The following is a 19,547-nucleotide window of genomic DNA, read 5'->3' as shown; positions in this document are numbered from 1 at the left end:
TTATGCATGAAAAAGTATGCAGTCATTTTTTCCCTGCCGATCGTGGCGTTTTTTACATCGTCAGCCTTCGCCACATGCCAGCCTGTCTATAAAGCCAGACAGGGCGATGACAGTAAAGGCGGTGTGCCTCTGATTTTTGGTTCAATAAAACTTCAGCCCGCGGAGTTTATGCCAACTGGACTGATTGGCTCCACTACGGCCACGGTAGGGCAGGCTCAATCCTTGCCTGAAGGGGAGAACCAGCTGTTATACACCTGTGATCTTGCCGATCAGGGACAGACCTATGAGTATTTTGCCACTAACGGCGACAGTAACGTGGGGGGCAATATCAGCGCGGGAGAGGGCGTCTATCAGACCTATTTTCCTTTTATCGGCATCAAACTGATTCGTGACAGTGACGGTAAGGTGTTCTCAAGGTACTGGCAGCATTCACCAATTGAAGGGCACCGGGAGGGTAACAAGCTCAACTTTTATGCCCGTGACTTCAGCGGTGTGACGGCAGAAATTTACCGCTTACCATCCACAATGAGAGGAGGCGATCCGGTTGCGTATTGGGGATGTAATGGCCCTGCGGATGATTCCGCCAGCGGTATTGCATATACCTGTCCCCAGCCCAACGGCTATACGGTTTTTGTCGGGCCGGGCTGGAACGACAAAAAAAATATCACTATCCCAGGTGCTGACAGTAACACGAACTGGGACGGGTTCAGTAACTGGAACTGGATTGGCTTTGGGATGCAATACTCTACGGCAAACACGTTCGTGCAAACGCCCTGGGGATGTCGCGTCTACAGCTATACAAATCCTGTCATTTTACCGCCAGTCACTGTCACTGCGTTGAAGTCTGATTTTGAAACAATAGGTAAGGACTTTACTGTAACCTATCGGTGCGGTGGGGAGCTCGTTAATGGCTTTATCAACCGGAATGCAGGTGTTGGACCTGATAAAATTTCGGTCGCATTCAGCACTGATCATCCTATGTCCGGGAACAACGTTTTGTGGTCACGTTATGCGTTATCGGATAATTATGGACAGGATGGATATGCGTCAAACGTCGGCATAGGTGTGTCTGTTGCCGGTAAGACGGTCGGATTTATAACCAACGCATACACTAATGATTATACAAAAGGCTGGTTTTCTCTTCTGGATGGGGAAATCTCGCGTTCTCAAAATACCCCCACTCAGGTAGATATCACGTCTCAGTATTTCGCATTCTATGGCATCGTTGACCCCGCAAAACCTGTCACGCCTGGGAAAATAGATGCGACGGCGCATATTATTGTGAGGTACTGGTGATGAGATATTTTTTATATTGGGTGAGTTTTATTTTTCTGTTTAATGCGGCGGAACTCCATGCCACGATTATGCCGTTGCAGGACAGGGTGCTGTTCAGCAGCAAGGACAGCGGCAGGCGCCTGCTCATCGTCAACAACGACAGTCAGGCGCCGGTGTTACTTCAGAGCTGGGTTGATGATGGAAGCGCCGGCGATATTAATAAAGAAAAAAATTACCCTTTTGCTATTATTCCAGCAGTCGCCAGGATGACACCGGGTAAAATTCTGAACCTTAAGATACTGCCGACGGAAAAAATACTTGATTTACCCCGTGATCGTGAGTCCGTATTCTGGATAAATCTCTATGAAATTCCGGGTGTCAAATCTTCTCAGCAGGAGAAAACGGCCAATAAAATAGAAGTCGGATTAAACACCCAGCTGAGAATTACCTATCGGCCTTTCAATAGCAGTATGGACATTAACAGTATTGGCGGCGCTATAAACGTCCGCATTGCCGACAACGGTCATTCACTCGAGCTGAGTAATCCTACGCCCTATTTTGTGACGCCTGTTTCATTAAAAGTTACGTCATTGGCTGGAGAGCAGTCACTAAAACTGGGCATGGACAGAATGATTGCTCCTTATGACAATAAAGGTTTTAGTTTGCCTGAAGTAATAAAAAATAAAAAAATGACCGTTGAATACACGCTGGTCGATGACGTCGGAAAAGAGGCCGTTTTCACTAAAAACCTGAATTAGTTTTCACCTTATATACGCTGGTTCCAGACTGGCAGAATAACGCTGTTTACAGCTTTTACAACATTATTTAATCCGTTTTAAGCAATGGAGGAACTGTGACGTTTATGGATAATACCCAACGCTGCATGTCATTTACTGAGAATGAAGTCGCTGTCACCTGGTTCTTTATGACCGGCATGACCCTGAAGCAGATAGCCGAATGGTTAGGGCTGACTGAGAAGTCCGTTAGTTATTACAAAAGAAGGGTGATGAGGAAAATAGGAGTAAAAAACAATAATGAATTTATTATGTGGTATCTGGGGAATCGATCGATATATCAGGACAGTGCCGCGGAATTCAGTATTCTGCGCCGAAGTGTTCCTGACTCCCGTAATCAGCAGGTAAGGGATTAACAGGTTGATTTTAAGGAGGCAATTAAATTCAACCTTACTATTTTCCAGGCCGGGTATGTAGCTTCAGGCGAGAGCGCGTGTGGGTACATGGGCACAGGGGGAGAAGACAGAAAGAGAGAAATAAAAAACGGCGAAACCAGTCGCCGAAATACTCAAGAATTACAGGAAAATAGTTAATAAAGGGATGATTGACGGGTCTATCGTAAAACAAAACGAGTGGCGCTGATAGTCAGGCGATTTAAATAAGAAAAGGTCGGAATGGCGTTAATTAACAGCGGTTAACATTATTCAGGCCGCGTTGATGCTGCGGCCTGAATTTGATTAGCCACAGACTCAGGGCAATATAACCGAAACCGGCAGCACAGCGCTGTTATCCAGCTTTTTCCGCAACTGAATCAGCGTGGATTGATAAGGGCAGAGCACGCCGACATCGGTGATTCTGCAGTCTTGCTGATGCCACTCCTGACGTAATAACGGATGTTTATCATCAATCGGTTGTAACTGACGAATCCCATCCAGACTCTGCGCCTGGAAATAGAGCCGCAAAAAACGTTCGCCGCTGTGGGTGTCGCGCCAGCGCTCCAGCACCAGACTACTGCCCGGTGGAATGTTGCCGCGTGAATAGCCTGGCAACTGCCAGCTAAAGCCCATCAGGGTGCGCACCATCGCAATATTGGTGTCATGTGCCACCAGAATCAGCCAGCGGCCCGGCGCGCTATCGGAAGCAATCGCCTCCAGCAGGGCGTTGAGCAATATTGAGCCACGGCGCTGTGCCTGATAGAGCACGTCGTTGCTGAGATCGTAGTTTGCGGTCAGCAGCGGTAACAGCGTGGTGATCTGCGCGGCCGACGTGATGTGTCCCCAGGCGAGCTGGTCCAACGGCAGGTTTTCGCTGTAGCCCAGTCGCAGCGTCTCCACCATGCTTGCCATCACACTCAGCCCGTAAACGTATGTGTTGCCGTTACGGGTTTGCCGGAACGACCAGGGCGCATCAAAGAGGGGGCAGTCAGTCGCGGGCGGGCAGACGGCGGCTTTCAGCTGCTGAATGGCGGGTTGCAACTGCTGTTGCAGCCGCGCCAGATCGCCCGCTTTCTGCTGCTTAGCCGCCAGCTCCTGAGCAGGATCGCTCTGGGTGATCGTCAGCTTTTCACTCTGGAACAGGGGATCGACATCGCCCGCGACGTGATGCACCGGCACGCCGCAGCCGGGAAAGGCCCCGTCAGTCAGCGCTGCGGCCGTGGCACGGGTGCGCTGCAGCGGACTGGCGCGCACGTAGACCTGTGCCGCATCAGGACAGCCCGCGCCCAGCAGGCCGAGCTGGCGATAGTGCTCGCCTTGCCAGCGTCCTTTATTGACCACCGCGCTGTAGCCATGACCGGTCAGCTCACCATCGGCGGTGGTCCACTGCGTCCAGGGTTGCTGGCTGGCGGCTTCAATCTCTTTGCGATTACCGGGGGTGGGCGGACGGACACCGTGACGGCTCAGTTCGACCACCTTCTCCAGCTGGTAATCCGCCGCCTGTGACACCGGACTTAACAGCCAGAGAGAACAGAGGATTAGCGCGCAGCGGTACAGGCCTGGCAGCGTCATTTACTCCTCCAGCGCGCGATTACCGGTCAGCGCTTTGATTTTTGGATAAAGAGTCGCATTGGCCAGCAACACCGGGTTGCCGTTTTTGAGTCCTTCGTTGCGCAGATAATCATTAGTAACGCCGCCCGCTTCGCGCATCAGGACGATGCCCGGCAGACTATCCCAGGGATGCATATGCGCTTCATAGTAGCCAATCAGTCGCCCGGCGGCCGCCCAGGCGCTGGTCAGCGCGCCAGAACCGATGCGAATAAACATGCCACCCTGTTCAGTTAAGCCGCTAATCAGGCGCGAGACGCTTTCGGCAGGGGTGCGACTGGAGTTGCTGATGCCGAGCAAACCCTCGTTGAGATGCGTCGCGCTATGAACCTGCAAACGGCTCTCATTAACCCACGAACCCTGACCTGCTCGTGCGTGAAACAGCTCCTGATGATTGGGATCGCAGACCACGCCGATCACTGGTTCGCCGTCACAGACCACCGCCAGCGAGACGCACCAGTTAGGCAGGCCGTTGACGAAGCAGGCGGTGCCGTCGATGGGATCGACTACCCAGATAAAGGGCGCGCCCTGAACCTCACCGCCGCTCTCTTCGCCATAGACAGCATCGTCAGGAAAGCGCTCAGCGATTAATGTCTTAATCAATGCCTCAACGTTACGATCAGCCTCGCTGACCACGTCCTGCAAATCCCTTTTGTGTTCCACCACCAGTGTCTGACGCTGCTGATACCACGAATAAGCCCGGCTGGCCGCCGCACGGGCGATGTCGCAGGCGTAACGGTAACGCGCGTCAATTTCAGAATGCGAAGCGGATGACATCTTTTCCTCTTATGTCTTTTTGTCAAAACGAACGGAAGGCACGCCTGTACAGGCGGTCTGGCTGTGATATTTACTTAACTATTGTTAAGAAAGGCTTCATTAAGCCGCAGATAGGCAGCAATGGCAAGATGGTGCGGGGTCGGGTGAGGCGCTTTCCCGGCGGGCGAAAGCTGGCGTCCGCCAGCCCGGCAGCAGAGGATCGGGTTTTACAGGGTTCTGCTGGTCGCCAGCGCCATTAAACGCGGATAAAAAACAAAAAACAGCGCTTCCAGCTGATCATAGTGTTGCGTGAAATCGTGGTAGGAGTCGCGCAGGGCTGCCAGGCGTGGACGGCGGCTTGCCATGCCGTGCAGCACCCGCTCCAGCCGCGCGGGCTGGGCATAATGCTCAAACCAGCGCTCGCGCCACATCACCGCGTTGAGTTCCTGAAACTCGATGGGGGTGTCTGCCAGTTGCGGCATGATCTCGCGCTCGGCGGCGGCAGAAAAGTGCACCAGCGTCTGGCCGGGCGTGAAGTGCTGCCAGTGCCGGGCCAGAAAATGGTCCCAGATGACGTCCAGCGTAATGGGTGCCACGCGATAGGTTTCGGCACGGAACAGCTGACGGGCGCTGCGCACTTCCGGCAGCGCATCGGTCATCACATCGAGACGACGGTGCATCAGAATGCCGTCCGCGACGGGCGCAGACCAGTGCTGGTGCGGGTTGCCACGCACAAAATCGGCCATTAAATTGCCGAGTAAGGAGCTGTCGGCCAGCTTAGCCAGATGGAGATGAGCAAGAAAGTTCATGCCGCATTATAGGCTGAACTGCCTTTGCGCAGCCAGTTGTTCAGAATTGGTCGATTTTCCGCTAAACTGTGCCGCCTGTTTTTGCCTGAGAAAGAACTCTTTCATGCGTGTCGCCGATTTTGCTTTTGAACTGCCCGAATCCCTGATTGCTCACTATCCCCAGGCGCAGCGCAGCGGCTGTCGTCTGCTGTCGCTCGAGGGTCCCAGCGGGACGCTGTCGCACGGTGTGTTCACCGACGTGCTGGATAAGCTGAATCCGGGCGATCTGCTGGTGTTCAACAACACCCGTGTGATTCCGGCGCGCGTCTTTGGCCGCAAAGCCAGTGGCGGCAAAATCGAGATGCTGGTGGAGCGGATGCTCGACGACAAGCGTGTGCTGGCCCATGTGCGCGCCTCGAAAGCGCCGAAGCCGGGAGCAGAACTGCTGCTGGGCGAAGACGAGAGCGTCAAAGCGACGATGGTGGCGCGTCACGATGCGCTGTTTGAGATTGTGTTTGATGATGAGCGCGCGGTGCTCGACATCCTCAACAGCGTTGGCCATATGCCTCTGCCGCCTTATATCGACCGTCCGGATGAAGAGGCGGATCGCGAGCTCTATCAGACGGTTTACAGTGCCCGGCCGGGTGCCGTTGCGGCACCGACCGCCGGTCTGCATTTTGATGAACCGCTGCTGCAGGCGCTGAAAGAGAAGGGCATTGAGATGGCGTTTGTGACGCTGCATGTCGGTGCGGGAACCTTCCAGCCAGTGCGCGTCGACACCATCGAAGAGCATCACATGCATGCTGAATATGCCGAAGTGCCGCAGGAGGTTGTTGATGCGGTGCTGGCCTGTAAAGCACGCGGCAATAAAGTAGTCGCTGTCGGCACCACCTCTGTCCGTTCGCTGGAGAGCGCCGCCAAAGCGAGTCAGGATGCCCTGATTGCGCCGTTCTTCGACGATACCCAGATTTTTATCTATCCGGGCTATGAGTATCAGGTGATCGATGCGCTGATCACCAACTTCCATCTGCCCGAATCGACTCTGATTATGCTGGTCTCGGCGTTTGCCGGTTATCAGCACACCATGGCCGCTTACCGCGCAGCCGTGGCTGAGCAATATCGTTTCTTCAGTTATGGTGACGCGATGTTTATCAGCAAAAATCCGCAGGCGCCGCTGGAAAAAGTGGGCGACTGATTTATTAACCGATAGCCGGAATCGACTGAGAGCGACTGAAGGTTATCTGCATCGGACTGTTTCTCCGATGGAGGCTTTGTGAAATTTGAACTTGATACCACAGACGGGCGCGCACGCCGTGGCCGTCTGATTTTTGATCGCGGTGTGGTGGAAACCCCTGCGTTTATGCCTGTTGGCACCTATGGCACCGTTAAAGGCATGACGCCGGAAGAAGTGCAGGAGACCGGCGCGCAGATCATTCTGGGCAATACCTTCCACCTCTGGCTGCGTCCGGGCCAGGAGATCATGAAACTGCATGGCGATCTGCATGACTTTATGCAGTGGAAAGGGCCGATCCTGACCGACTCCGGCGGCTTCCAGGTCTTCAGCCTGGGCGACATCCGTAAAATCACCGAAGCGGGCGTGCATTTCCGTAACCCGATCAACGGCGACCCGATCTTCCTCGATCCGGAAAAATCGATGGAGATTCAGTATGACCTAGGTTCCGACATCGTGATGATTTTCGATGAATGTACGCCCTATCCGGCGGACTGGGACTACGCCAAACGCTCGATGGAGATGTCGCTGCGCTGGGCGCAACGCAGTCGTGACCGTTTTGACAGCCTGGGCAATAAAAATGCGCTATTTGGCATTATTCAGGGCTCGGTTTACGAAGATTTACGAGATGTCTCGGTGAAAGGTCTGGTAGAGATTGGCTTTGATGGGTACGCTGTGGGCGGCCTGGCGGTGGGTGAGCCTAAGCAGGACATGCACCGTATTCTTGAGCACGTCTGTCCGCAGCTTCCGCAGGATAAACCGCGTTATCTGATGGGTGTCGGCAAGCCAGAAGATCTGGTTGAGGGCGTCCGTCGCGGCGTCGATATGTTTGACTGCGTGATGCCGACCCGTAATGCCCGAAATGGTCATCTGTTTGTGACCGAGGGTGTGGTGAAAATCCGCAACGCCAGATACAAAGATGACACTGCGCCACTGGATGCGGAGTGTGATTGTTACACCTGTCGCAATTATAGCCGCGCCTACTTGTATCATCTCGACCGTTGTAACGAAATACTGGGCGCGCGTCTGAACACTATCCACAATTTGCGCTATTACCAGCGCCTGATGGCAGGTTTACGCCAGGCCATCGAAGAGGGTAAATTAGAGCGCTTTGTAAACGAGTTCTACCAACGGACGGGCAAAGAAGTTCCGCCTTTAACGTCTGATAATTCATCAATGAGGGAAATTTAATGAGCTTTTTCATTTCTGACGCCGTGGCCGCAGCAGGCGCACCGTCTCAGGGAAGTCCGTATTCTCTGGTGATCATGCTGGTGGTGTTTGGTCTGATTTTCTATTTCATGATCCTGCGTCCGCAGCAGAAACGTGCGAAAGAGCACAAGAAGCTGATGGATTCTATCTCTAAGGGTGATGAAGTGCTGACCAGCGGTGGCCTTGTAGGCCGCGTAACAAAAGTCTCTGACACGGGCTACGTAGCTATCGCGCTGAATGACACCAATGAAGTCGTCATTAAACGTGATTTCGTCGCCGCCGTGCTGCCTAAAGGCACTATCAAGGCGCTGTAATTCTTTCTTCCCTAAGGGAACTGCCGTGTTAAATCGTTATCCTTTGTGGAAGTACGTGATGCTGGTCGTCGTGATTCTCGTCGGCCTGCTCTATGCGCTTCCCAACCTGTATGGTGAGGATCCGGCCGTTCAAATCACTGGTGCGCGCGGAAGCGCCGCCAGTGAGCAGACGTTGGATCAAATTCAGTCCGCATTAAAACAAGACAATATCCAGAGCAAATCTGTTGCGCTGGAAAATGGTGCGATTACCGCGCGCTTCAATAATACGGATGTGCAGTTACGCGCCCGTGAAGCGATCATGAAAGCGCTGGGTGAAAACTACGTTGTTGCGCTGAACCTCGCGCCAGCCACGCCTCGCTGGCTGTCGATGCTGTCAGCAGAACCGATGAAACTCGGTCTCGATCTGCGTGGTGGTGTGCACTTCCTGATGGAAGTGGACATGGACACCGCACTCGGCAAACTGCAGGAGCAGAATGCTGACTCGCTGCGTAGCGACCTGCGCACCAAAAGTATCCCTTACACCACCGTCAACAAAATCGCGAACTACGGCGTGGAAATTCGTTTCCGTGACGCAGCCAGCCGCGATGCGGCGATCTCCTGGCTGACCTCGCGTCATCAGGATCTGGTGATCAACAGCAGCGGCAGCGATGCCCTGCGTGCCACCATGAGCGATGCTCGTCTGAGCGAAGCGCGTGAATATGCGGTTCAGCAGAACATTACTATTCTGCGTAACCGTGTGAACCAGCTGGGCGTGGCCGAACCGCTGGTACAGCGTCAGGGTTCCGATCGCATCGTAGTTGAGCTGCCGGGTATTCAGGATACGGCACGCGCTAAAGAGATTCTGGGTGCAACGGCGACGCTGGAATTCCGTCTGGTAAACACCAGCGTGGATCCAACCGTAGCGGCCAGTGGTCGTGTACCGGGTGACTCTGAAGTTAAAGACATGCGTGATGGCCAGCCGGTGGTGCTCTACAAGCGGGTGATCCTGACCGGTGACCATATCACCGACTCGACTTCCAGCATGGATGAGTACAACCAGCCACAGGTGAACATTTCACTGGATGGCGCAGGCGGTAACATCATGTCGAACTTCACCAAGGACAACATCGGCAAGCCGATGGCGACCCTGTTTGTGGAGTACAAAGACAGCGGTAAGAAAGATGCCAACGGCCGTTCAATTCTGGTGAAACAGGAAGAGGTGATTAACGTCGCTAATATCCAGTCTCGTCTGGGGAACAGCTTCCGTATCACCGGTATCAATAACCCGAACGAAGCGCGTCAGCTCTCGCTGCTGCTACGTGCCGGTGCGTTGATTGCGCCCATCCAGATTGTGGAAGAGCGTACTATCGGGCCGACCATGGGTCAGCAGAACATTACTCAGGGTCTGGAAGCCTGCCTGTGGGGTCTGCTTGCGTCGATCCTGTTTATGGTGGTGTTCTACAAGAAGTTTGGTCTGATTGCGACCAGCGCGCTGCTGGTTAACCTGGTGCTGATTGTCGGCATTATGTCGCTGTTGCCGGGTGCGACCCTGACCATGCCGGGTATTGCCGGTATCGTGTTAACGCTGGCGGTGGCGGTTGATGCCAACGTGCTGATTAACGAACGTATTAAAGAAGAGCTGCGTAACGGGCGCTCGGTTCAGCAGGCAATTCATGAGGGCTATAAAGGCGCCTTCTCCAGTATTGTCGATGCGAACGTGACCACCCTGATCAAAGTTATCATTCTTTATGCAGTCGGCACCGGTTCGATCAAAGGCTTTGCTATTACCACCGCAATTGGTATCGCAACCTCAATGTTCACCGCGATTGTCGGTACCCGTGCCATTGTTAACCTGGTTTACGGTGGCAAACGCATCAACAAGCTGTCTATCTGAGGAGTGCGTTGTGGCACAGGAATATAACATTGAGCAGTTGAACCACGGGCGTAAAGTCGTCGACTTTATGCGCTGGGATAAGCTGGCCTTCATCATTTCGGGACTGCTGATTCTCGCCGCGATTGCTATCGTGGGTGTGCGTGGTTTTAACTGGGGCCTCGATTTCACCGGTGGTACGGTGATTGAGATCGCGCTGGAAAAACCGGCCGATCTTGAAGTCCTGCGTGGCGATCTGGTGAAAGCGGGCTTTGACGAGCCGCTGGTTCAGAACTTTGGCAGCAGCCGTGATGTCATGGTGCGTATGGCACCGGTTACCGGCCCGGCGGGCACCGAGTTAGGCAATAAAGTGGTGTCGGTGATTAACCAGACCACCCAGCAGAATGCTACCGTTAAGCGCATTGAGTTCGTGGGTCCGAGTGTGGGCAGCGACCTGGCGCAGGCGGGTGCGATGGCGCTGTTGTCCGCGCTGATTGCGATTCTGATCTACATCGGTTTTCGCTTTGAGTGGCGTCTGGCGCTGGGTACCGTGCTGGCGCTGGCGCATGACGTGATCATCACCTGCGGCCTGCTGGCGCTGTTCCGCATTGAAATCGACCTGACGATTGTTGCCTCACTGATGTCGGTGATTGGCTACTCGCTTAACGATAAAATCGTGGTGTCGGACCGTATTCGTGAAAACTTCCGCAAGATCCGTCGCGGCAGCTCTTACGATATTACTAACGTGTCACTGACCCAGACGTTAAGCCGTACGCTGATTACCTCGCTGACCACGCTGGCGATGATCCTCATCCTCTTCGTGTTTGGTGGTGCGCTGCTGAAAGGCTTCTCACTGACCATGCTGATTGGTGTGACGATTGGTACGATTTCATCAATTTATGTCTCTTCGGCGCTGGCGCTGAAGCTGGGCATGAAGCGTGAACATATGCTGGTGCAGAAAGTCGAGAAAGAGGGCGCCGATCAGCCTTCTATCCTGCCTTAATCGCCGCAGAGAAATAAAAACGGGCAGCCATGTGGCTGCCCGTTTTTTTTGCACCTGTGATCAGATCAGGGTGCAGCAGGGGAGGTCTGGGCAGGTGCGTCGCCGGTGACGTTATGCACGCGGACATAACCTGATTGATCCGGCGTGAGGCCGCTGAGTCGCAGCGGTATGCTCACCGCATGCTGGGGCAACAGCGAGGCAGGCACCGCTATTGTCTGACTCAGACTGCCGTTACTCAGTGGTTTACCGGTTGCCGGATCGAGTTCGCCCCAGTTCACCGTAGCGTGCAGGGCGGGCAAAGGGCGATCGTCCATTGAGCGTACCGTCAGGGTTGCCCGCGAGCCGCTGGCTTCAGCGGTGACAGGCGAGAGCGCCAGTCGCAGCGTGCCGAGCTGGGTTTGCAGTGCCACCGGCGTGTTCGCCTGCGGGATCAGCCACGCGCCTTGCTGCGAATGGCTGTTTAACTGCCCCTGAATCTCCAGCGCGCTGGCCTGCGTGGTCAGGTGCTGCATCTGCTGATTAAGCTGACTCACTTCCTGATGCAGCTCTCTGACCTGCGGGTTGCTGGCGCTACTGCTGCAACCGCTCAGCATCACCAGAGAGAGCGCCACCGGAACCCAAACCATCCTGCTCATAAGTTATCCTTGTCCGTTATTTTGGAATACGTAAAACCTGGCCAGGATAGATCTTATCAGGATGAGAGAGCATTGGCTTATTCGCTTCGAAAATCTTGTTGTATTCGTTGGCATTTCCATAAACCTGTTTGGAAATTGCGCTCAGCGTGTCGCCTTTTTTCACGGTGTAAAGTTCTGACTCGGTCGCGCTATCTGTCACGGTCACCTTATCTTCCACTTTGGTGATGCCTGCAACGTTACCGGCTGCGATCAGAATCTTCTCTTTCAGCTCCTGGGAAAGGCCATCGCCCGTCACGGTCACGGTATCGCCATTGACCTTCACATCCACTTTGTCGCTGTCGGGTAAACCGAGCTTGTTGATGTGATCCTGCAGCTTTTTATTCTGGTCATCGCCGCCATTCACGGCATCCCATAATTTCTCACCGGCTTCTTTCACAAAATTAAACAGACCCATACAACCTCCAGTGTGTTAGTGGATATACGCCGTCTTTCGGCTCTATAAGCGTAGACCCTTTTGCCGTCGCTGATATTTAACATCATTTATGCTGTGCGTGGTGGCACAGGAAAGGCACGGAAGAGATTTTGTTGATTCGCAGTTCGCGCTACACTGTCTGGCCCATCTCTCTCGCGTCAGGAAACGTCATGCATTGCCCATTCTGCTCCGCTGTGGACACCAAAGTGATTGATTCTCGTCTGGTTAGTGAAGGCTCTTCGGTGCGCCGCCGCCGCCAGTGTCTGATGTGTCATGAGCGTTTTACCACCTTCGAGGTGGCGGAACTGGTGATGCCACGCGTGGTGAAAAGCAATGACGTGCGCGAACCGTTTAATGAAGACAAAATGGCCAGCGGGATGATGAAAGCGCTTGAGAAGCGTCCGGTCAGCGCCGATGCGGTTGAAAGCGCCGTAAACCATATTAAAACCCAGTTGCGTGCCACCGGTGAACGTGAAATTCCCAGTAAGCTGATTGGCAATCTGGTGATGGATGAGCTGAAGAAGCTCGATAAAGTCGCCTACATCCGCTTTGCCTCGGTTTACCGCAGCTTTGAAGACATTCGTGATTTTGGCGAAGAGATCGCCCGGTTACAGGATTAAACCATGGATGAACTTTACATGGCGCGTGCGCTGGAACTGGCGCGACGCGGCCGCTTTACGACGATGCCGAACCCCAATGTGGGCTGCGTGATTGTGCGCGATGGCGAGGTGGTCGGTGAGGGCTGGCATCAGCGCGCCGGTGAACCTCATGCTGAAGTCCACGCCCTGCGCATGGCGGGCGAGAAAGCGCGTGGCGCAACCGCCTATGTCACGCTGGAACCCTGCAGCCATCATGGCCGTACGCCACCCTGCTGTGATGCGCTGATCGCCGCTGGCGTTACCCGTGTCGTGGCCGCCATGCAGGATCCAAATCCGCAGGTGGCGGGGCGCGGACTGCACCGTCTGCATCAGGCGGGCATCGAGGTCAGCCACGGTCTGATGATGCCGGAAGCGGAGGCGCTGAATCGCGGTTTCCTCAAACGCATGCGCACTGGCTTCCCCTGGATCCAGCTCAAGCTGGGTGCCTCACTGGATGGCAGAACGGCAATGGCCAGCGGCGAAAGTCAGTGGATAACCTCGCCGGCTGCCCGTCGTGATGTGCAGCGCCTGCGTGCGCAGAGCGCCGCCATTCTCAGCAGCAGCGCCACGGTGCTGGCGGACGATCCTTCCCTGACGGTACGCTGGTCTGAACTTAATGCGGAGAGCCAGGCACTGCTTGATGAGCAGCAACTGCGTCAGCCGGTGCGGGTGATTATCGACAGCCAGAATCGCGTGACGCCGCAGCATCGGCTCATTGAGCAGCCAGGCGAAACCTGGCTGATGCGTCATCAGCCCGATCAGCAGAGCTGGCCCGCTGACGTGACGCAAATCGCTGTTCCGCTGCGCGAACAACAGCTGGACCTGGTGGCGATGATGATGCTGCTGGGACAGCGACAGATTAACAGCGTCTGGGTTGAAGCGGGCGCAACGCTGGCCGGTGCCCTGTTGCAGGCCGGACTGGTCGATGAACTGATTGTTTATCTGGCGCCTAAGCTGTTAGGTCATGAAGGACGCGGGCTGTGTCAGCTGCCGGGACTAAGCCAGCTGGCTGACGCACCTGCCTTCCGTTTCAGTGATGTCCGCCAGGTCGGTGACGATTTACGCCTGACCCTGACACCACAATAACACGGTCGGAAAAGCGAGAGCACGCCGCCCAAGAGTATGATAGAATCCGCCCCCCTGCGCGGGGCCAACCAAACCCCTGAAAGGATAAGTATGAAAGTTATCGAAGCTGCTGTTGCAACGCCTGAGGCCAATGTTGCCATCGTTATCGCGCGTTTTAACAACTTCATTAATGACAGCCTGCTGGATGGCGCAGTTGACGCCCTGAAACGTATTGGCCAGGTCAAAGATGACAATATCACCGTAGTCTGGGTGCCTGGTGCATACGAACTGCCTCTGGCAGCACGCGCGCTGGCCAACACCGGCAAATATGATGCGATTATCGCACTCGGTACGGTTATTCGTGGTGGCACTGCGCACTTCGAATATGTGGCGGGTGAAGCCAGCTCCGGTATCGCCAGCGTTGCCATGAACAGCGAGATTCCTGTCGCGTTTGGCGTGCTGACCACTGAAAGCATCGAGCAGGCCATTGAGCGTGCCGGCACCAAAGCGGGTAACAAAGGTGCTGAAGCGGCTCTGACTGCGCTCGAAATGATCAACGTATTGAAAGCCATTAAAGCCTGATTTTTGTAAGGGGAATTTTGTGAAACCTGCTGCTCGTCGTCGCGCCCGTGAGTGCGCTGTTCAGGCGCTTTACTCCTGGCAGTTGTCGAATAACGACATTGCCGATGTGGAATACCAGTTTCTGGCGGAACAGGACGTCAAAGACGTCGACATTACCTACTTCCGCGAACTGCTGTCCGGTGTGGCGACCAACAGTGCGTATCTGGATGGACTGATGAAGCCCTATCTGTCGCGTCAGCTCGAAGAGCTGGGCCAGGTAGAAAAAGCTATCCTGCGCATCTCGCTGTATGAGCTGAGCAAACGTAATGATGTGCCTTATAAAGTGGCCATCAACGAAGGGATTGAGCTGGCGAAAGTCTTCGGTGCCGAAGACAGTCATAAATTTGTTAACGGCGTGCTTGATAAAGCCGGTCCACAAATTCGACCCAATCGCAAATAAACAAAAAGGCCGGCTTGCCGGCCTTTTTTCATGAAGGGTTAAGCGGAACGCAATTATGTCTTGTGGTGAATTTGAACTCATCGCACGCTACTTCAACCGCAGAACACGCAGCCGCCGTGATGTCGAACTCGGCATCGGTGACGATTGTGCGTTACTTAGCGTGCCGGAAAAACAGACGCTGGCGATCAGCACCGATACCCTGGTCGCGGGTGTGCACTTCTTAAGGGATATCCATCCTGCCGATCTGGGTTACAAAGCCCTGGCTGTGAATCTCAGCGACCTTGCTGCCATGGGCGCCGACCCTGCGTGGCTGACACTGGCCTTAACGCTGCCGCAGGTCGATGAGAGCTGGCTCTCTGCCTTCAGCGAAAGCCTGTTTGAACTGCTGGAATATTACGACATGCAGCTGGTCGGCGGCGACACCACCCGTGGCCCGCTGAGCCTGACGCTGGCGATTCACGGTCTGGTGCCGCAGGGCCGCGCCCTGAAACGTTCAGGCGCGAAGCCGGGTGACTGGATTTACGTGACCGGAACGCTGGGTGACAGCGCCGCGGGCCTGGCGCTGCTGCAGCACCACTGCCGTATCAGCGATCCGGCGGTGCATGAAGCGCTGATTAAACGTCATCTGCGTCCTATGCCGCGCATTCTGCAGGGCCAGGCGCTGCGTTCGCTGGCCTCCTCAGCGGTGGATCTTTCCGACGGCCTGATTTCCGATCTCGGCCACGTGCTGAAAGCCAGCGGCTGTGGCGCACGGCTTAATCTGGATGCGTTGCCCCTTTCGGCTGCGTTGCGCGATCATTTCGACCCTGAGCAGGTCCTGCGCTGGGCGCTGAGTGGCGGAGAAGATTACGAACTCTGCTTTACGGTGCCCGAGGTCAATCGCGGCGCGCTCGATGTGGCGCTGGGTCACCTGGGCGTGCCCTATACCTGCATCGGACAGATGGCGCCGGAGTCGGAAGGCTTAACGCTGCTGGATAATGGCAAGCCCGCCACATTCCGTCATAAAGGGTTTGATCACTTTGATGCTAAATAACGACGTGGCGAAGAGTCGCCTGCGGATGAGCAATCCCTGGCATCTGCTGGCGACCGGTTTCGGCAGCGGATTAAGCCCGGTCGTGCCTGGCACCATGGGATCGCTGGCGGCCATTCCGTTCTGGTGGCTGATGACCTATCTGCCGCAGGATCTCTATTCGCTGGTGGTGCTGGTCGGTATCTGCGTTGGCGTCTATCTCTGCCATCGCACCGCTAAAGATATGGGCGTACACGATCACGGCAGTATTGTCTGGGATGAGTTTATCGGCATGTGGATCACGCTGATGGCGATTCCGGTCAACAGCTGGCAATGGGTTCTGGGTGGCTTTGTGTTGTTCCGTATTCTTGATATGTGGAAGCCGTGGCCGATTCGCTGGTTTGACCGCAATGTGCATGGCGGCATGGGCATTATGGTGGATGACATTATTGCTGGCGTGATTTCCGCTGCCATGCTGTATGGCTTTGGGGTCTGGCTGGCGGGTTAACTGCCAGGGCTTTTCACACCGCGACAGAAGGTGACGCCCGGGCAGGGCGTCACTTTGTTGCCAGCCTTATTCGAATCCTACCGGCTGATGCGGCTGATAGACCTCTTCCAGCAGTGCAACTTCCTCGTCACTCAGCGTGACATCCACCGCCTTCACCAGATCCTCAAACTGCTCAGCACGCGACGCACCAATAATCGGCGCCGTAACGGCAGGCTTGCTCAGCAGCCAGGCCAGAGCCACCTGCGCCCGCGTTACACCTTTACCTTCCGCCACCTGCGCCAGCCGCTCTGCAATCACGGCATCATTCTCTTCGGTATTGTCATAGAGCGACGCCATCACTTTGTCAGAGGCGGAACGCGCGGTATTTTCCCCCCACGGGCGGGTCAGCTTACCGCGCGCCAGCGGACTCCACGGCAGCACGGCAATCTGCTCTTGCAGGCAGAGCGGATGCATTTCACGCTCCTCTTCGCGCTGAATCAGGTTGTACTGATCCTGCATGCTGACAAAGCGATGCCAGCCCTGTTCCGACTGCATCTGCAACGCCTGGGCAAACTGACTGGCGTGCATCGACGAGGCACCGATATAACGTGCTTTGCCAGACTGCACGACTTCATGCAGCGCTTCCAGCGTCTCTTCCAGCGGCGTCTCATAATCCCAGCGGTGAATCTGCAGCAGGTCGACATACTCCATGCCGAGGCGCTGCAGGCTGTCATCAATGGATTGCAGAATATTCTTGCGCGACAATCCCTGTGACAGATTGGTCAGCGGGAAATAGACTTTGGTGGCGACCACGATCTCTTCACGGCGGGCAAAGTCTTTCAGCGCCCGACCCAGGATCTCTTCACTGCTGCCATCTGAATAGCTGTTGGCGGTATCGAAAAAGTTGATCCCTGCGTTCAGCGCCTGCTGGATCAGCGGACGGCTGCTCGCTTCCGGCAGCGTCCAGGCATGGTTGCCGCGCGTCGGCTCGCCATAAGTCATGCAGCCAAGACAGAGACGCGACACCTGCAGATCGGTGGTACCCAGTTGAATCGTTTTCATGGTGGAGGCTCCTGCGAAAGTGCAAAGGTCTTAGCATAGCAGGATGTTGCGCTCCCCGAGGGGGGAGCGCAGCGAGGGGAGGTTACTGCGCCAGCCAGTGGGCGATCTGCTGCTGAATGCCCTCCGCGTCCAGCAGATAGTCATGACGCACTTCGTCCTGCGTCCCCTGCGGGATGAACTCATCAGGCAGACCGATGTTCAGCACCGGAACAGCCAGACGTTTCGCCATGACAAATTCATTGACGCCACTGCCAGCACCGCCCTTGATGGCGCCTTCTTCCAGCGTAATCAGCGAGTCGTGCGTGGCGGCGAGCTCGGCGATCAGCGCCTCATCCAGCGGCTTCACAAAGCGCATATCGACCAGAGTCGCATTCAGCGCTTCCGCCGTGGCGGCCGCTTCCGGCAACAGGGTGCCGAAGTTCAGAATCGCCAGCTTTTCACCCTGACGTTTCACCACGGCTTTACCCAGCGGCAGGCTCTGCAGCGGTGCCAGTGGCGTGCCGACACCGGTGCCGCGCGGATAGCGCACTGCACTTGGACCATCCTGATAGTGATAGCCGGTGTAGAGCATCTGCCGACACTCATTTTCATCGCTGGGGGTCATGATCACCATATCCGGCACGCAGCGCAGATAGGCGAGATCAAACGCGCCCTGGTGAGTCTGACCATCCGCGCCAACAATACCACCGCGATCGATAGCAAACAGGACCGGCAGTTTCTGGATGGCGACGTCATGGATCAGCTGATCGTAGGCGCGCTGCAGGAAGGTGGAGTAGATAGCAACAATCGGTTTATAGCCGCCAATCGCCATACCGGCAGCGAAGGTCACGGCGTGCTGCTCGGCAATCGCCACATCGAAATATTGTTTCGGGAATTCGCGTGAGAAGGCCACCATGCCAGAGCCTTCGCGCATTGCTGGCGTAATCGCCATCAGTTTCGGATCGTCGGCGGCCATTTCGCACAGCCAGTTGCCGAAGATTTTAGAGTAGCTTGGCAGACCTTCCGCACTTTTTGGCAGTTCGCCAATCGCAGGATCAAATTTAGGCACGGCGTGCCAGGCAATCGGATCTTCCTCTGCCGGGGCGTAGCCTTTACCTTTCTTCGTCATGATATGCAGGAACTGCGGCCCTTTAAGGCTGCGCATGTTGCTCAGTGTATTGACCAGCGTCAGCACATCGTGACCATCTACCGGGCCGATATAATTAAAGCCCAGCTCTTCAAACAGCGTACCCGGCACGACCATGCCTTTGAGATGCTCTTCGGTGCGTCTTACCAGCTCTTTAATCGGTGGCAGGCTGGTCAGCACACGCTTGCTGCCTTCGCGCAGTCGCGCATAGGTTTTACCCGACAGGATCTGCGCCAGACGGTTATTCAGCGCCCCGACGTTTTCGGAGATCGACATCTCGTTGTCGTTGAGGATCACCAGCATGTCCGGCTTAATATCACCGGCGTGGTTCATCGCCTCAAACGCCATGCCAGCGGTAATTGCTCCATCGCCAATAATACAGGCGGTGCGACGACCCTGACCTTCACGTTCTGCCGCCGCGGCCATGCCGAGACCGGCACTGATGGAGGTTGACGAGTGTCCGACGCTCAATACGTCATATTCACTTTCGCCGCGCCATGGAAACGGGTGTACGCCATTTTTCTGACGAATCGTACCGATGCGATCGCGGCGACCGGTCAGAATTTTATGGGGATAAGCCTGATGACCCACATCCCATACCAGATGGTCGAAGGGGGTGTTATAGACATAATGCAGCGCGACCGTCAGTTCGACCACGCCCAGACCCGACGCAAAATGGCCGCTGGAGCGGCTTACACTGTCTAACAGATACTGACGCAGTTCATCACAGAGCGCAGGCAGCTTCTCTTTCGGCAGGGCGCGCAGCTCCTGAACCGTGTTTGCCAGCGCCAGTGTCGGGTATTTAGCAATATCAAAACTCATCAGAGACTC

21 protein-coding genes are annotated in these 19,547 nt (G+C 55.4%); 14 read left to right on the top strand and 7 right to left on the bottom strand.

Annotated elements, in window-relative coordinates:
• The first annotated feature begins 6 nt into the window (after positions 1 to 6).
• The 3 genes from ACK13D_RS11880 (at position 7) to ACK13D_RS11870 (ending at position 2,425) form a co-directional block, all read left to right on the top strand.
• Entirely contained in the window at positions 7 to 1,296 is a 1,290-nt protein-coding gene (locus ACK13D_RS11880; protein ID WP_010255339.1) for a fimbrial protein, read from the top strand.
• Positions 1,296 to 2,033 carry a fimbrial biogenesis chaperone gene (locus ACK13D_RS11875; RefSeq protein WP_010255341.1) on the top strand — a complete coding sequence of 246 codons (738 nt, stop codon included), beginning with the start codon at positions 1,296 to 1,298 and terminating at the stop codon, positions 2,031 to 2,033. The genes ACK13D_RS11880 and ACK13D_RS11875 overlap by 1 nt, the downstream gene beginning before the upstream one ends.
• A gap of 104 nt (positions 2,034 to 2,137) precedes the next feature.
• Complete coding sequence (locus ACK13D_RS11870) at positions 2,138 to 2,425, top strand: helix-turn-helix transcriptional regulator (protein ID WP_010255342.1); 288 nt, start codon at positions 2,138 to 2,140, stop codon at positions 2,423 to 2,425.
• Positions 2,426 to 2,758: 333 nt separating this feature from the next.
• Here ACK13D_RS11870 and ACK13D_RS11865 read toward each other — a convergent pair whose 3' ends face one another.
• The 3 genes from ACK13D_RS11865 to ACK13D_RS11855 form a co-directional block, all read right to left on the bottom strand.
• Positions 2,759 to 4,015 carry a histidine-type phosphatase gene (locus tag ACK13D_RS11865; RefSeq protein ID WP_418796432.1) on the bottom strand — a complete coding sequence of 419 codons (1,257 nt, stop codon included), beginning with the start codon at positions 4,013 to 4,015 and terminating at the stop codon, positions 2,759 to 2,761.
• Positions 4,016 to 4,828, bottom strand: a complete 813-nt coding sequence (locus ACK13D_RS11860; RefSeq protein WP_033766629.1) for an inositol monophosphatase family protein — start codon at positions 4,826 to 4,828, stop codon at positions 4,016 to 4,018.
• 206 nt (positions 4,829 to 5,034) lie between these two features.
• Positions 5,035 to 5,616 carry an ACP phosphodiesterase gene (locus tag ACK13D_RS11855; protein WP_022626127.1) on the bottom strand — a complete coding sequence of 194 codons (582 nt, stop codon included), beginning with the start codon at positions 5,614 to 5,616 and terminating at the stop codon, positions 5,035 to 5,037.
• 103 nt (positions 5,617 to 5,719) lie between these two features.
• On the opposite strand from ACK13D_RS11855, the gene queA reads away from it, so the two are divergent.
• The 5 genes from queA (at position 5,720) to secF (ending at position 11,201) form a co-directional block, all read left to right on the top strand.
• Positions 5,720 to 6,790 carry a tRNA preQ1(34) S-adenosylmethionine ribosyltransferase-isomerase QueA gene (gene queA / locus ACK13D_RS11850; RefSeq protein ID WP_031592197.1) on the top strand — a complete coding sequence of 357 codons (1,071 nt, stop codon included), beginning with the start codon at positions 5,720 to 5,722 and terminating at the stop codon, positions 6,788 to 6,790.
• Positions 6,791 to 6,868: 78 nt separating this feature from the next.
• Positions 6,869 to 8,017: a tRNA guanosine(34) transglycosylase Tgt gene (gene tgt, locus ACK13D_RS11845; RefSeq protein ID WP_010255351.1), complete on the top strand. Its 1,149-nt coding sequence runs from the start codon at positions 6,869 to 6,871 to the stop codon at positions 8,015 to 8,017.
• Complete coding sequence (gene yajC / locus ACK13D_RS11840; RefSeq protein WP_010255353.1) at positions 8,017 to 8,349, top strand: preprotein translocase subunit YajC; 333 nt, start codon at positions 8,017 to 8,019, stop codon at positions 8,347 to 8,349. The genes tgt and yajC overlap by 1 nt, the downstream gene beginning before the upstream one ends.
• Positions 8,350 to 8,374: 25 nt before the next feature.
• Positions 8,375 to 10,222: a protein translocase subunit SecD gene (gene secD / locus ACK13D_RS11835; RefSeq protein ID WP_010255355.1), complete on the top strand. Its 1,848-nt coding sequence runs from the start codon at positions 8,375 to 8,377 to the stop codon at positions 10,220 to 10,222.
• 10 nt (positions 10,223 to 10,232) lie between these two features.
• Positions 10,233 to 11,201: a protein translocase subunit SecF gene (gene secF / locus ACK13D_RS11830; RefSeq protein ID WP_010255357.1), complete on the top strand. Its 969-nt coding sequence runs from the start codon at positions 10,233 to 10,235 to the stop codon at positions 11,199 to 11,201.
• A gap of 65 nt (positions 11,202 to 11,266) precedes the next feature.
• Here the strand turns inward: secF and ACK13D_RS11825 are convergent, their stop codons facing one another.
• Positions 11,267 to 11,836, bottom strand: coding sequence for a SadB/YajI family lipoprotein (locus ACK13D_RS11825; protein ID WP_029519426.1), 570 nt, complete (start codon positions 11,834 to 11,836; stop codon positions 11,267 to 11,269).
• Between the two features lie 16 nt (positions 11,837 to 11,852).
• Positions 11,853 to 12,290: a peptidoglycan-binding protein LysM gene (gene lysM, locus ACK13D_RS11820; protein WP_010255362.1), complete on the bottom strand. Its 438-nt coding sequence runs from the start codon at positions 12,288 to 12,290 to the stop codon at positions 11,853 to 11,855.
• Positions 12,291 to 12,478: 188 nt separating this feature from the next.
• On the opposite strand from lysM, the gene nrdR reads away from it, so the two are divergent.
• The 6 genes from nrdR (at position 12,479) to pgpA (ending at position 16,549) form a co-directional block, all read left to right on the top strand.
• Positions 12,479 to 12,928: a transcriptional regulator NrdR gene (gene nrdR / locus ACK13D_RS11815; protein ID WP_009091750.1), complete on the top strand. Its 450-nt coding sequence runs from the start codon at positions 12,479 to 12,481 to the stop codon at positions 12,926 to 12,928.
• Positions 12,929 to 12,931: 3 nt separating this feature from the next.
• On the top strand, positions 12,932 to 14,032 hold the full coding sequence (gene ribD / locus ACK13D_RS11810) for a bifunctional diaminohydroxyphosphoribosylaminopyrimidine deaminase/5-amino-6-(5-phosphoribosylamino)uracil reductase RibD (RefSeq protein WP_031592195.1): 1,101 nt from the start codon (positions 12,932 to 12,934) through the stop codon (positions 14,030 to 14,032).
• A 90-nt stretch (positions 14,033 to 14,122) separates the two neighbouring features.
• A complete protein-coding gene (gene ribH / locus ACK13D_RS11805) occupies positions 14,123 to 14,593 on the top strand; it encodes a 6,7-dimethyl-8-ribityllumazine synthase (RefSeq protein ID WP_010255369.1) in 471 nt (156 codons plus the stop codon).
• A gap of 19 nt (positions 14,594 to 14,612) precedes the next feature.
• A complete protein-coding gene (gene nusB / locus ACK13D_RS11800) occupies positions 14,613 to 15,032 on the top strand; it encodes a transcription antitermination factor NusB (RefSeq protein ID WP_010255372.1) in 420 nt (139 codons plus the stop codon).
• 55 nt (positions 15,033 to 15,087) lie between these two features.
• On the top strand, positions 15,088 to 16,065 hold the full coding sequence (gene thiL, locus ACK13D_RS11795) for a thiamine-phosphate kinase (protein ID WP_010255374.1): 978 nt from the start codon (positions 15,088 to 15,090) through the stop codon (positions 16,063 to 16,065).
• Complete coding sequence (gene pgpA, locus ACK13D_RS11790; RefSeq protein WP_031293112.1) at positions 16,055 to 16,549, top strand: phosphatidylglycerophosphatase A; 495 nt, start codon at positions 16,055 to 16,057, stop codon at positions 16,547 to 16,549. Before thiL ends, pgpA begins: the two co-directional genes overlap by 11 nt.
• 66 nt (positions 16,550 to 16,615) lie before the next feature.
• On the opposite strand, the gene ACK13D_RS11785 is transcribed toward pgpA, so the two are convergent.
• Together ACK13D_RS11785 and dxs are read right to left on the bottom strand one after the other, a co-directional pair.
• Positions 16,616 to 17,590, bottom strand: a complete 975-nt coding sequence (locus ACK13D_RS11785) for an aldo/keto reductase (RefSeq protein WP_033756762.1) — start codon at positions 17,588 to 17,590, stop codon at positions 16,616 to 16,618.
• 82 nt (positions 17,591 to 17,672) lie between these two features.
• Positions 17,673 to 19,538, bottom strand: coding sequence for a 1-deoxy-D-xylulose-5-phosphate synthase (gene dxs, locus ACK13D_RS11780; protein WP_010255380.1), 1,866 nt, complete (start codon positions 19,536 to 19,538; stop codon positions 17,673 to 17,675).
• Positions 19,539 to 19,547 lie beyond the last annotated feature (9 nt).

This window comes from Pantoea sp. K16, from assembly GCF_048452805.1.
GTDB classification, from domain to species: Bacteria; Pseudomonadota; Gammaproteobacteria; order Enterobacterales; family Enterobacteriaceae; genus Pantoea; species Pantoea agglomerans.
This window is presented reverse-complemented; position numbering and strand designations above follow the sequence as displayed.